Here is a 12,556-nt window from a genome sequence, read left to right as displayed (position 1 = left end):
ATGCTGATAATCTAATAATTCCGTAACTGTTGGAAAACCTGTTGTAACTGGTTGGCGTCTTTTTTACCCGGAGCGCTTTCCACGCCAGAGTTGAAATCCAGTCCGCGGCAGCCAAGTTGCGCCGCTTGGGCGACATTCTCGGCGCTCAATCCACCGGCGAGCATCAGGTCGCTATGTTTTGGCAGCAAGCGCCAATCAAAACTGTGTCCTGTGCCGCCACTCTGTTCGCCGACTTTGGCATCGAGCAGATGTCGATCGATGTGCTCTGGTAGTAGCTCAGGTAAGGCATCACTCACGCCATACGCTTTCCAAATTTCAATGGATTCTGGAAGGGAAGCGCGTAGTTCGCTTACATACGCAGAATCTTCCTCACCGTGCAGTTGCACCGCAAATAAGCCCAATTGGGTCGCGATATCAGCGACTTGTGCTGCTGGGTGATTTTGAAACACGCCGACATACTGTAGCGGTGCGCCGCTCATGGTCAGGCGCGCTTGTTCTACATTCACAAAGCGTTTGGATTTCTCAACAAAAATCAATCCACCAAAAACGGAACCGGCTTGGTAGGCTTTAACCGCATCATCAGGATGAGTCAAACCGCACACCTTGTGTTCGCCGAGCACAATTTTTCGCACCGCCAGTTCAAGATTGCTTTGCGCCATCAGCGAGCTACCAATCAAGAAACCATTGGCGAATTGAGCCAAATCACGAACCTGCTGATGGGTGTAAATGCCGGATTCGGAAATAATGATGGTGCCTTGTGGAATGAGCGGTGCCAACTGCTTGGTGCGATTTAGGTCGGTGGTCAAATCACGCAGATTGCGGTTATTGATGCCGATGACTTTCGCTTGCAGAGCAATTGCACGTTCCAGTTCTTGCTCGTTGCTGACTTCGGTGAGCACGCCCATACCAAGGTCGTGTGCCACAGCGGCCAGTTCACGATATTGATCATCATTGAGCACAGACAGCATCAGCAAAATCGCATCCGCTTGATAATGGCGCGCCAGATATACCTGATACGGGTCGACCATAAAATCTTTGCACAATACAGGCTGAGTCACCTGAGCGCGCACTTGTGGCAAAAATTCAAAACGACCTTGGAAATACTTTTCATCGGTCAGTACCGAAATGGCATTGGCGTACTCGCCATACACGGAGGCGATGTAATCGAGATCAAACGCTTCACGGATCAGCCCTTTTGAAGGTGAGGCTTTTTTGCATTCGAGAATGAATACGGTGTTATCGCCGCTCAAGGCTTGATAGAAATCGCGCTCGGAGCGAGTCAGTAATGGATGAAAGCTAGCAAGAGGTTGCTTGGCTTTGCGCTCCTCAATCCATTGGTATTTATCGTTGACGATTTTGACCAGCACTTGCGCCATTTGCGCGGTTTGTACGGAAATATGCTCAGACAACTGCTCGGACATTCTACTTAACCTCGTTGTGCTAACTGCTGAACCAATCCATAGGCTTGGCCCGATTTCATCACGGCGATCGCTTGTTGGGTGTTGGCTTTCAGATCTTCTTGACCAAATAGACGCAGCAGAAGTGCAACGTTGACTGCCACTGCCGCCATTTGTGCTGCTGTACCATTGCCCGTTAGGATCTGGGTGATGATGGCGCGATTCTCTTCTGGCTCTCCACCACGGATCGCATCCAGTGGGTAACGGCTAACACCAAAATCTTCCGGGGTGAGCGTGTACTCAATCAATTCGCCTTGGCGAATTTCCGCCACTTGCGTTTCGCCATGAATCGCGACTTCATCCAGACCTGAACCATGCACCACCGCTGCGCGTTTCAGACCCATTTGTAACATGGTTTGCGCAATAGGACGAACCAAATCCTTGCTGTAAACCCCCATCAATTCAATATTGGGACGAGCAGGGTTAATCAGGGGGCCTAAGATGTTGAAAATGGTGCGAGTTTTCATGGTTTGACGCACCGGCATCGCATGGCGCACACCGCTGTGATACTGAGGGGCAAACAAGAAAGCGACACCGAGATCATCCAAGGCTTGACGCGAATCTTGCGCGCTCATGGCAAGGTTGATCCCAAATGAGCTGAGTAGATCGGAAGAGCCGGATTTGCTCGATACCCCACGGTTACCGTGTTTAGCGACTTTCACGCCACACGCTGCGGCGACAAATGCCGCGGTGGTTGAGATGTTGATGGTGTTTGAGCCATCGCCACCGGTACCTACGATATCGGCAAAGTCATAATCAGGACGCGGAAACGGATTCGCGTTGGCGAGCAGAGCTTTAGCCGCACCAGCAATTTCATCTGGCGTTTCGCCTTTGATTTTCAGCGCAGTCAGTACCGCAGCCATCAATACAGGATCCATTTCACCGCGAATAATTTGGTCGAAAAGCTGTTGGCTCTCGGCTTGCGTTAGCCCTTGCTGTTCATAGAGTTTATTAATAATGGTTTGCATAACATTCTCTCCCTGTGCGGTTACGCGAATTGAGTCTGTGCTGGTGTTGCAGACAATGCCCAATCAATGGCATTGGCCAGCAAGGTAGCGCCGTGGGTGGTCATGATCGATTCTGGGTGAAATTGAAAGCCGCACACTTTGTCAGCTTCATTAACCACCGACATCACCAAACCATTCACTTCTGCCGTCACGGTCAGTGTTGCCGGTACTTGCGTTGCGACCAGCGAGTGGTAACGCGCAATCGCCAGCGGTGAGGGTAGCCCGCGATAAATGGCGTGGTTTTGGTGCTCCATCATCGACACTTTACCGTGGATGATTTCACCCGCGCCTGCGACCACGCCACCATAAGCCTCAACAATCGCTTGATGCCCTAAGCAGATACCAATCACGGGAACTTTGCCTTTCAGGCGTTGCAGCAGGTCTGGCATGCAGCCCGCTTCAGACGGCGCACCTGGCCCTGGGGATAACACAACTACAGGATTGTCCAGTTGCTGCAGTGCTTGCTCGATAGCATCCGCAGAAAGGTTGTTGCGATAAATCGTTACGACATGACCGAGTGAGCGAAACTGATCCACCAAGTTATAAGTGAAGGAGTCAAAGTTATCGATAAACAGAATATTGGCCATGATCATTCCTTCCCTTGATGAGCGTATAAAATGGCGGAGATTACCGCTTGCGCTTTGCCGCGCGTTTCATCGGCTTCGGCTTGTGGGTCGGAGTCGTAAACGACACCCGCGCCAGCTTGAACTTGGGCGATGCCGTTTTCCACATAAGCGGAACGGATCACGATACAGGTATCCAAGTCGCCTTCACCAGTGAGATAACCCACAGCACCGCCATAGCTGCCGCGACGCGCTTGTTCAACATCGCGGATTAACTGCATCGCGCGAATTTTCGGTGCGCCAGTTAGCGTGCCCATATTCATGCAAGCTTGATATGCGTGCAGCGCATCCAAATCTTCACGTAACTGACCCACCACGCGTGACACCAAATGCATCACATGGCTGTAGCGATCTACTTGCAGCAAGTCAGCGACATGGCGAGTACCGGCTTGGCTAATGCGCGCGACATCGTTGCGTGCTAAGTCAACCAGCATCATGTGCTCGGCGTTCTCTTTTTTATCGGTGCGCAGTTCAAGCTCAATGCGGCTATCGAGGTCAAAATCGATGCTGCCATCGGCGCGCTTACCGCGGCGGCGAGTGCCTGCAATCGGGTAGATTTCCACTTGGTTGGTGTGCATTTCATACTTGAGCGCGCTTTCGGGGGATGCGCCAAACAGGGTAAAGCGTTCATCTTGCATGTAGAACATGTAAGGGCTTGGGTTACTCTGTTTCAGCCGTTGATAAGCTGCGAGTGGTGAAGGACAAGGTAAGCGAAAACGGCGCGAAGGCACAACTTGGAACACATCGCCTTTGACCACGTACTGCTTGAGGTCACGCACGATATCGCAAAACGCTGCATCGCTAATATTGGTGGTCACTTCCACATCAGATAAAGATTGCGCACTCGGCAAAGGCAATTTTTGATTCACTTGCGCACGAATTTCACGCATCCGACTTTTTAATTGGCTGTGCAGCGCATCGCCCGGTTGGAATTGGGTCGCCTGCAGTTGGCAAGTTTCACGCTGATGATCAATGACCATCAGAGTTTCTGCGACATAAAACACGTAATCAGGGCATTGATTGTCGGTAGGTGCTTCACCCAACGGTTCAAAGTTAGCCACTAAATCGTAGGCAAACAAGCCACCTAAAAACAGCGCGAATTTACCGTGGTCAGTGAGATCAAAACTGTGCTGTACTAAACGTAGCGCATCGAAAGAAGACGCTTCGCGCAAGCGAGAGTCTTCATCCAACGTATCACAGGGTGTAGAGAAGGTGAGGGTAAGTTTCGCCTTCTCTACTTTGCAAGGAATCCGATCTGTGAGGTTGCCATGAATAATGTTGAGCAGCGCTTGGCCGTTTGCACTGAGCGCATGATAGGTCACTTGATGGCCTTCACACACAATGCGCACGGCAGCATCCACTAACAGAAGGCTTTTCAGATTTTGCTTGGAATCGATTTCTGCGGATTCCAGCAGTAGGCAGTCGCTGCGCCCAGCGCAAAGAGCATGAAATAAAGCCGTAGGATCTTGCGTATAAGGCAATTCACTGTGTAGTACCTCAAGCGGCGCGGTTTTCTTTATGTTGATGGCCTTATTCATAAGACCTCCTTAACCATGATTCGATTGTGCACTGATCACCGCGATGAGAAAGCAAATAAACAGCAGTGATATTGTGGAAAAAGACGAATAAAAAGCCCGCTCAAATTGGCGGGCTAGGTGTGTGAGTATCTAAACTTAGAAATACACGTGAGCCCACCAAGAACTTGTCCAAGTGCGCCACCAAGTCAGTTCAGCATACGCTGGACTGAAATTGGGTTTATGATTTGGGTTAAATTCTTGTAACATAGTGAGCCTTAGTAAAGAGTCTTGCATTTGCGTACTAGTTAACTAGTGCGGCGATAAAAAGTCAAGCCTAAAAATCAAGCAAATAAAAAATATGAGAATTGACCTGCATAGTCATACGACCGCTTCTGATGGACGGTTTACCTATCAAGAATTAATTGAACGAGCCGTCAGTTTCAATATTGATGTTTTGGCGATCACGGACCACGATACAGTGGCAGCTTTGAGCGATGCTCGCGCTTACATTGCACAGCAGCAATATCCGCTACAATTAGTGAACGGCATTGAGATTTCAACGGTTTGGCAAAATAAAGACATTCATATTGTTGGTTTAAACATTGACCCTGAAAGTGAGGCGTTGGGGCTGCTCATTACGCAGCAACAGCAGCGCCGAGTGGAACGTGCCGAGTTAATGGCACATCGTTTACAAAAAGCCACGCGTGAGGGAGTGTTAGAAGAGGTTCAGCACATTGCTGATGGTGCACCGATTACGCGTGCTCATTTCGCCAAATGGTTGGTGGATAATGGTTATGCAGCGAATATGCAGCAAGTATTTAAGAAATACCTAACCCGAGATAATCCGGGTTATGTGCCGCCTAACTGGTGTTCAATGAGCGATGCAGTGACCGCGATTCACGCCGCGGGTGGGCAAGCCGTATTAGCGCATCCCGGACGATATGACTTGACGGCCAAATGGCTTAAGCGCTTAATGACCGCGTTTGTTGAAGCGGGTGGTGATGCAATGGAAGTCGCCCAGCCGCAGCAATCACCACAGGAAAAACGTACCTTGGGTGATTACGCAATGGAATACCAACTACTCGCCTCCCAAGGCAGTGACTTTCACTATCCTTCTCCTTGGATGGAGTTGGGAAAAAATCTTTGGTTACCTGCCGGAGTAGAACCTGTATGGAAAGATTGGGGCTTATCCCCAAGCAATAGAGTCGAGAGACTCGATGAAGAGGAATAACCATGAGCCAGTTTTTTTATGTCCATCCTGAAAACCCTCAAACTCGCCTGATCAATCAAGCAGTCGCGATTATTCGCAATGGTGGGGTAGTGGTTTACCCAACCGATTCTGGTTACGCAGTCGGTTGTCAGCTAGAAAATAAACACGGGATGGAGCGTATTTGTCAGATTCGTCGTCTGGACGATAAACACAACTTCACTCTGTTGTGTCGTGATTTGTCTGAGATATCGCTGTATGCCCGAGTGGATAACACCGCGTTTCGCTTACTGAAAAACAACACACCGGGACCTTACACTTTTATCTTTAAAGGAACCAAAGAGGTTCCACGTCGTCTGATGAATGAAAAGCGTAAAACCATCGGGATCCGTGTGCCAGACAACAAAATCGCGTTGGATCTTCTAGAAGCTTTGGGTGAACCATTGATGTCGACGTCGCTGATTTTGCCTGGCAACGATTTTACGGAATCTGATCCTGAAGCCATCCGTGATAGTTTAGAGCACGCGGTGGATGTGATCCTCAATGGTGGCTATTTAGGTCAGCAGCCGACCACAGTGATTGATTTCAGTGATGATGAGATTGTTGTGGCTCGTGTCGGAGCTGGTGATCCGACCCCCTTTCAGTAGTTGAATGACGTGGCCGTTAATACCTGACAAAACGGATGCTTTTATCCACAAAATTTGCGATACTACGCGGCCGCGATTTTGAGATCGCAAACAGTCATTCGACGTCTGAGAAGACGACACATAGGTAGATAAATGAGCGAAAAGTTACAAAAAGTTTTAGCACGTGCTGGTCATGGTTCTCGTCGTGAGCTTGAAGCTCTGATCCGAGCTGGGCGTGTAAGTGTTAATGGCAAGGTAGCTGTATTGGGTGAACGCCTAGAAGATGATAACGCTTTAGTGCGTGTTGACGGACACGTTGTGTCTGTAAAAGCGCAAGAAGAGGTCATCTGTCGAGTTCTGGCTTACTACAAACCAGAAGGTGAGTTGTGTACCCGTCATGATCCAGAAGGTCGTCGTACGGTGTTTGACCGTCTGCCGAAAATTCGTGGTTCGCGCTGGATTTCCGTTGGTCGTTTGGACGCCAACACCTCAGGTTTGCTGCTATTTACCACTGATGGTGAATTGGCAAACCGTTTGATGCACCCAAGCCGTCAGGTTGAACGTGAGTATTTAGTTCGCGTATTTGGTGACGTCAATGAAGAAAAAGTTCGCAACCTTGTTCGTGGTGTGCAGCTAGAAGATGGTATGGCGCGTTTTGAAGATGTGATGTACGCCGGTGGCGAAGGCATCAACCATACTTTCTACGTGGTGATCAACGAAGGCCGTAACCGTGAAGTTCGTCGTTTGTGGGAATCACAAGGTACAACGGTAAGCCGTCTGAAACGTGTTCGTTACGGTGATATCTTCCTTGATAAGAAACTGCCTCGCGGCGGTTGGATGGAACTCGATCTGAAGCAAGTGAACTACTTGCGTGAATTGGTAGAGCTGCGTCCAGAGAAAGAAACGGTATTGAACACTGCCCCTGATGCGGCAACGCGTAAGCGTGAACGTACCCGTAGCCAGAAAATTCGTCGTGCGGTTCGTCGCCACGAAGAACGTGTATCGACCGCACCGGGCCGTAGTAGCTCAGCTCGTCGTAAAACGGGTGGTGAGTCAAGTACCCGTAATAAAGTTGCGAATAAGCAGCAAAGTGCGCGTAAGCCTCGCGGCTAAGTGCTTGAACAGCCCTGTTTTTCAATGATTAAAAAGCCAGTCATATCGACTGGCTTTTTTCTTACCTATTTTTTATCACCCGATTATGAGGGGAGTGATAACCCCCCCACTGCTCGTGAGCAATGGGGTCAGCAGGTTATAGCGTTTGGGTTAATTGATGATAACGACCTTGCTGAGCGAGTAGGGCATGGTGGTGGCCGAATTCGACCAGCTGGCCATGTTCAATCAGTGCGATTGCATCCATCTGTTCAAGGTTGATTAAGCGATGCGTAATGAACAGCACGGTTTTATTGGCAAAGTGGCTGTGCAGCAGTTGCATGATTTGCTGTTCAGTCTGCTTGTCCAAACCTTCAGTCGGTTCATCTAACAATAGGATAGGTGCATCATGCAGTAGTGCTCGCGCGATGCCGATACGGCGCTTCTCGCCACCTGATAACTGACGACCACCATCACCCAACCATGCGTTAAGCGCGGAGTCTTGCAACAGTTTTTCTAAACCCACTTGGCGCAAAATTTCACTTAATTGTTCATCGGTTGCGTCTGGTTTCGCCAGTTTCAGGTTGTCGCGCAGCGTGCCATTGAGAATATCGACCCGTTGACTCACCACACTGATCGCCGCACGGAGATCGCTTTCTCGCCACTCTCGAATATCGATTCCGCCAATCGTAACGTGTCCTGCTTGCACATCCCAATAACGGCACAGCAACTGAATTAGAGTTGATTTTCCAGAACCAGTTTGACCCACAATCGCGACTTTATGACCTTGAGGCAGTGATAAAGTGAATTCATCAATGGTGTTCGGTTTATTGGCTTGGTAAGCAAAGTTAACCCCATTGAACTCAATACCGTATTGGCCATTATGTGGGGTGAGTTGATCGGTAAACTCGACCTCCGGTTTCGCCAGAATGATCTCATTCAGGCGGCGTGCTGAAGTGAATGTTTGCCCCAAATGCTGGAATGCGCCAGCAATTGGCATCAGCAATTCTACACTCGCCATCGTGGCAAAAGCGATGAGGGCAATCATAGGATCTGGGGTTTGACCACCGACACCATCGGCAGCCAACCAGAGCATCAATACTAGTATCCAACCATTGGCGAGTAGGAGTAAGGATTGCGCTAATCCAGAGATATGCGCGTTGGTGTATTGGTTACGCAGCAGCTTTTCTTGTGCCGTGAAGATCGCCTGACGATAGGTTTGTTCCGCGCCGAAAATGGTTAGCTCGCTATAGCCTTGCAACCAATCCAAAGTGCGAATTCTTAGCTCTGCTTTATGTTGTGTAAGTTGTTGCCCATTGTGCTTGCCAAGTCGATAGAACAAGATTGGCCAAATCAACAACACTAACAGTAAAACGCCACCAAGGGTAAGACCAAGACTGGTATCAAACCAAGCCACCAATGCTGTGAGTGCGGCGATGCCCAACACACCAACGGTCACTGGGTTAATCAGGCGCAGATAGACGTGATCCATGGCATCCACATCGGCCACGATTCGGTTGAGCATGTCGGCATCGCGTACGGCGCTCAAGCGTCCCGGAATCAGCGGAGTCAGTTTTTCAAAGAAGAACACACGCAAATCGGTGAGCAACTTAAAGGTCGCGTTGTGTGTGACCACACGCTCCCCCCAACGTCCTGCGGTACGTCCCATGGCAAAACCACGTACAAACGCGCCGGGTAGCATGTAGTTGAATGTCTCTCTGGCGATGGTCAGCCCAGCTACCGCAGCGGCAGACAAAAACCAACCGGATAATGTCAGTAAACCTACAGAGGCGAGTACGGTCAACAATGCCAAAAGCATGCCTAGCGTCAGACCGAACCAGTGTTTTTTATAAAGTTTGAGATAAGGTAGCAGTTCACGCATCGAGATTCCCCTGATTCGCAGCTTGCAGGGCTTGGTTAGCGGCTAACATAGTGGCAAATAAACCCGGTTGCTGGCTTAACTCTTCAAAATGACCGGCTTGGACTAGTGCACCGTTTTCCATCACTAAGATTTGTTCGACAGATTGCAGCGGCTGTAACTGGTGAGTCACCAGCAAGGCGGTGCGTTGTTGAATGCTTTTATTTAGACCCCGCATCACATATTGCTCGCTGCGTGCATCTAAACTCGCGGTGGGTTCATCGAGTAACCAAAAGCGGCCGTTTTGCAAAATAGCCCGAGCCAGAGCAATACGTTGAGCTTGGCCTACAGAAAGGCCTGCCGAGCGATCATTGATCTGATAATCCAAACCATGTTGCTCAACAAACTCTTGGGCATAAGCGGCTTGTAGTGCCTGAGTGACTTGTTGATCAGCGATATTATGTTTACCGAGCGTCACGTTATCTCGAATGGAGCCGTGAAGCAGCAGCGGATTTTGACCTACCCAACTGATGGTTTGTCGCCACTGTGCATGATCCAGTTCGCTCAGCTCAATGCCGTTAATGGTTAAGCTGCCTTGATAGGGCATAAAGCCCAAAATGGTATTGATTAAGCTGGTTTTGCCAGCGCCACTTGGCCCGACGAGCGCGGTAGTTTTGCCGCTTTGCAGAGTAAATGACAGTGGACCAGCTAGGCGTTGGCCTTGCGGGCTGAGGACGACAAGATCATTCGCAACGATTTCAATGGGTTGGCCATCGGCCAGTGTTTGTTCGCCACTATGCAGCGTGTCGGCTTCGGTTTGTAGAAAGTCGACGATTGATTCCGCCGCACCTACTGCTAACTGTTTGGCATGGTAGTAAGTGCCAAGATCACGCAGTGGTTGGTAAAACTCTGGGGCGAGGATCAAAATAAACAGCCCAGCAAACAAGGTGACACCAGCACCGTAGTAGCCGAAGTTGAGTTCACCAATGTAACTAAAACCAAAATAAACCGCGGTTAGCGCAATGGAGATCGAGGTGAAAAACTCTAATACCGCGGAAGAGAGAAACGCGATACGCAGTACATCCATAGTGCGATGGCGGAATACTTCAGAAGCGCCGCGCATTTGCTCAGTTTCCGCTGAAGCGCGATCGAATAGACGTATGGTCGTCAGCGCTTGTAAGCGGTCATAAAAATGACCGGACAAGCGCTGTAGTGCTTTAAAGTTTTTCCGGCTGGCATCGGCGGCTTTAATACCAACTAATGCCATAAACAGCGGTACCAGTGGCGCAGTGATAAGAAAAATCAGCCCGGCAGCCCAGTTCACAGGAAAGACCACGGCGAGAATTACAAAAGGCACCATCACGGAAAGAGACATCTGCGGTAGGTAGCGAGCAAAGAAGTCGTGCATGTTTTCGACTTGCTCAAGCATCAAGGTTGCCCATGAGCCGGCAGGCTTACCTTTGATGTACGCTGGCCCTAAATCGCGAAGTTTATTGAGAATGAGTTCACGAATGTAGCGACGGATCTCCTCCCCACAGCGATATCCCGCCATTTCACGTCCCCAAGAGCAAAGGGCGCGCAGCGCGATAAGAACGACTAAACCGATAAATTGTGGGATAAGCAGGTGCTTATCGACTTGTTCAATCACCAGTTGATGAAGGATTGATGCGAGGAGTGCGGCTTGCGCCACCAGAAATAGGCTTGATAAAACACCTAACCCAACAGCTATTGCAAGCCAGCGTTTTGCTAGTTTGCTTTGCTGCTTGAGCCAGAGATTCAAGCTACGCTGTTTTTTCTTGTCCATTTTGAAAAGGCTTAATGAGAATAATAATTGTAATAGGCGGCCAGTATACAAAGAAAAGCCCAACGGTTATACCCGTCGGGCTTTGCAAAAATAAAAACTGGTGTTACGTGTAAAGTAGGTTATTTGCCTAAGCTATCCAGATAACGCTCAGCATCCAATGCTGCCATACAACCTGTTCCAGCTGAGGTAATGGCTTGACGATAGTTGTGATCCATCACGTCACCCGCGGCAAACACGCCTTCAATACTGGTTTGGGTTGCATTACCTTCAAGGCCAGATTTTACGACAATGTAGCCGTTTTTCATTTCAAGCTGGCCTTCGAAGATTTGCGAGTTGGGCTGGTGGCCGATGGCAATGAATACACCCATGACATCCAAGTTTTCAATCTGGTCTGATTGGGTATCTTTCAAGCGAACGCCAGTCACGCCCATTTCATCTCCCAGCACTTCATCCAAAGTGCGATGAGTGTGCAGAACGATGTTGCCATTCGCTACTTTATCCATCAGACGATCGATCAGAATTTTTTCACTACGGAAGCTGTCACGACGGTGAATCAGGTGCACTTCTGCCGCGATATTAGATAGGTAAAGTGCCTCTTCAACTGCAGTATTACCACCACCAACAACGGCGACTTTCTGGTTGCGATAGAAGAAACCATCACAGGTTGCACAAGCAGAAACACCGCGTCCTTTAAACGCTTCTTCGGATTCTAAACCGAGATATTTGGCGGATGCGCCTGTTGAGATGATCAATGCATCACAAGTGTACTCTTGGCTATCACCTGTCAGACGGAATGGGCGAGAAGAGAGATCAACCGCGTTAATGTGGTCAAAGACGATTTCAGTATCGAAACGTTCAGCGTGCTCTTTCATGCGATCCATCAATGCTGGGCCAGTTAAGCCTTCTGCATCGCCTGGCCAGTTTTCCACTTCAGTTGTGGTGGTGAGCTGACCGCCTTGTTGCATGCCAGTGACAAGGACTGGTTTTAGGTTAGCACGCGCAGCGTAAACTGCGGCTGTGTAACCTGCAGGGCCAGAGCCAAGGATAAGAAGTTTGCTGTGTTTCACGTTACTCATGAAGTACTCCGATAAGGAAGAAAGGGAGTTTGCTCATTGCTTGAACTAGGAATTAAGACGCAAGCGAATGAGAAGAATTGGTTTCGATTGTAGGGAATATAAAGTGTGAATGAAAGTAGCTCACTGAGCATAAATCGTAATTGTTTATTCTCTTTCTTCTATTCCATCACAAGACCGGTTTTGATTCGCTTGCGTATAATTTTATGCTAACTGATTGGCCATATTCCCTATTTAACATTGGCTAGTGAAAGGCTCTGGTTTCTCAATTTTCACTATTGACTTACTAGGTGGA

11 protein-coding genes and 1 other annotated feature are annotated in these 12,556 nt (G+C 49.2%); of the genes, 3 read left to right on the top strand and 8 right to left on the bottom strand.

Annotation, left to right across the window (positions count from 1 at the left end; genetic code table 11):
- Positions 1-11 precede the first annotated feature (11 nt).
- From trpCF to EPB59_RS07120, 5 genes are all read right to left on the bottom strand, one after another.
- Entirely contained in the window at positions 12-1,421 is a 1,410-nt protein-coding gene (gene trpCF / locus EPB59_RS07140) for a bifunctional indole-3-glycerol-phosphate synthase TrpC/phosphoribosylanthranilate isomerase TrpF (protein WP_154172069.1), read from the bottom strand.
- A gap of 5 nt (positions 1,422-1,426) precedes the next feature.
- The gene (gene trpD / locus EPB59_RS07135; RefSeq protein ID WP_001193368.1) at positions 1,427-2,425 is read right to left on the bottom strand and encodes an anthranilate phosphoribosyltransferase; all 999 of its coding nucleotides are present in this window, start codon (positions 2,423-2,425) and stop codon (positions 1,427-1,429) included.
- Positions 2,426-2,445: 20 nt separating this feature from the next.
- Positions 2,446-3,051 carry an aminodeoxychorismate/anthranilate synthase component II gene (locus tag EPB59_RS07130; protein ID WP_195706943.1) on the bottom strand — a complete coding sequence of 202 codons (606 nt, stop codon included), beginning with the start codon at positions 3,049-3,051 and terminating at the stop codon, positions 2,446-2,448.
- A 2-nt stretch (positions 3,052-3,053) separates the two neighbouring features.
- On the bottom strand, positions 3,054-4,625 hold the full coding sequence (locus EPB59_RS07125; protein ID WP_154172065.1) for an anthranilate synthase component 1: 1,572 nt from the start codon (positions 4,623-4,625) through the stop codon (positions 3,054-3,056).
- A gap of 86 nt (positions 4,626-4,711) precedes the next feature.
- Positions 4,712-4,814: a sequence feature (Trp leader region), on the bottom strand.
- Positions 4,761-4,898, bottom strand: a complete 138-nt coding sequence (locus tag EPB59_RS07120; RefSeq protein WP_154172063.1) for a Trp operon leader peptide — start codon at positions 4,896-4,898, stop codon at positions 4,761-4,763. It overlaps the preceding feature by 54 nt.
- Positions 4,899-4,962: 64 nt before the next feature.
- Between EPB59_RS07120 and rnm the strand changes: the two genes are divergently transcribed.
- The 3 genes from rnm to rluB all read left to right on the top strand — a co-directional run bounded on the left by rnm (position 4,963) and on the right by rluB (position 7,550).
- Positions 4,963-5,835: an RNase RNM gene (gene rnm / locus EPB59_RS07115; protein ID WP_154172061.1), complete on the top strand. Its 873-nt coding sequence runs from the start codon at positions 4,963-4,965 to the stop codon at positions 5,833-5,835.
- Between the two features lie 2 nt (positions 5,836-5,837).
- Complete coding sequence (locus EPB59_RS07110) at positions 5,838-6,458, top strand: L-threonylcarbamoyladenylate synthase (protein ID WP_000077263.1); 621 nt, start codon at positions 5,838-5,840, stop codon at positions 6,456-6,458.
- A 132-nt stretch (positions 6,459-6,590) separates the two neighbouring features.
- Positions 6,591-7,550 carry a 23S rRNA pseudouridine(2605) synthase RluB gene (gene rluB / locus EPB59_RS07105; RefSeq protein ID WP_055050582.1) on the top strand — a complete coding sequence of 320 codons (960 nt, stop codon included), beginning with the start codon at positions 6,591-6,593 and terminating at the stop codon, positions 7,548-7,550.
- 136 nt (positions 7,551-7,686) lie between these two features.
- On the opposite strand, the gene cydC is transcribed toward rluB, so the two are convergent.
- The 3 genes from cydC to trxB form a co-directional block, all read right to left on the bottom strand.
- On the bottom strand, positions 7,687-9,408 hold the full coding sequence (gene cydC / locus EPB59_RS07100) for a heme ABC transporter ATP-binding protein/permease CydC (RefSeq protein ID WP_154172059.1): 1,722 nt from the start codon (positions 9,406-9,408) through the stop codon (positions 7,687-7,689).
- Positions 9,401-11,188, bottom strand: coding sequence for a heme ABC transporter permease/ATP-binding protein CydD (gene cydD / locus EPB59_RS07095; protein ID WP_154172057.1), 1,788 nt, complete (start codon positions 11,186-11,188; stop codon positions 9,401-9,403). The genes cydC and cydD overlap by 8 nt, the downstream gene beginning before the upstream one ends.
- 119 nt (positions 11,189-11,307) lie before the next feature.
- On the bottom strand, positions 11,308-12,264 hold the full coding sequence (gene trxB / locus EPB59_RS07090; RefSeq protein ID WP_154172055.1) for a thioredoxin-disulfide reductase: 957 nt from the start codon (positions 12,262-12,264) through the stop codon (positions 11,308-11,310).
- Positions 12,265-12,556 lie beyond the last annotated feature (292 nt).

The sequence above is a fragment of the Vibrio metoecus genome (genome assembly GCF_009665255.1).
Lineage (GTDB): Bacteria > Pseudomonadota > Gammaproteobacteria > Enterobacterales > Vibrionaceae > Vibrio > Vibrio metoecus_B.
Note: the sequence above shows the minus strand (reverse complement) of the source record. Positions and strands in the feature narration are given on the sequence as shown.

Bases quoted from the DNA above. Each gene is read 5' to 3' on its own strand.
- rluB (WP_055050582.1), top strand. From the start codon at position 6,591: ATGAGCGAAAAGTTACAAAAAGTTTTAGCACGTGCTGGTCATGGTTCT.
- trpD (WP_001193368.1), bottom strand. From the start codon at position 2,425: ATGCAAACCATTATTAATAAACTCTATGAACAGCAAGGGCTAACGCAA.
- EPB59_RS07120 (WP_154172063.1), bottom strand. From the start codon at position 4,898: ATGCAAGACTCTTTACTAAGGCTCACTATGTTACAAGAATTTAACCCA.
- rnm (WP_154172061.1), top strand. From the start codon at position 4,963: ATGAGAATTGACCTGCATAGTCATACGACCGCTTCTGATGGACGGTTT.
- trxB (WP_154172055.1), bottom strand. From the start codon at position 12,264: ATGAGTAACGTGAAACACAGCAAACTTCTTATCCTTGGCTCTGGCCCT.
- EPB59_RS07130 (WP_195706943.1), bottom strand. From the start codon at position 3,051: ATGGCCAATATTCTGTTTATCGATAACTTTGACTCCTTCACTTATAAC.
- trpCF (WP_154172069.1), bottom strand. From the start codon at position 1,421: ATGTCCGAGCAGTTGTCTGAGCATATTTCCGTACAAACCGCGCAAATG.
- EPB59_RS07125 (WP_154172065.1), bottom strand. From the start codon at position 4,625: ATGAATAAGGCCATCAACATAAAGAAAACCGCGCCGCTTGAGGTACTA.
- cydC (WP_154172059.1), bottom strand. From the start codon at position 9,408: ATGCGTGAACTGCTACCTTATCTCAAACTTTATAAAAAACACTGGTTC.
- EPB59_RS07110 (WP_000077263.1), top strand. From the start codon at position 5,838: ATGAGCCAGTTTTTTTATGTCCATCCTGAAAACCCTCAAACTCGCCTG.
- cydD (WP_154172057.1), bottom strand. From the start codon at position 11,188: ATGGACAAGAAAAAACAGCGTAGCTTGAATCTCTGGCTCAAGCAGCAA.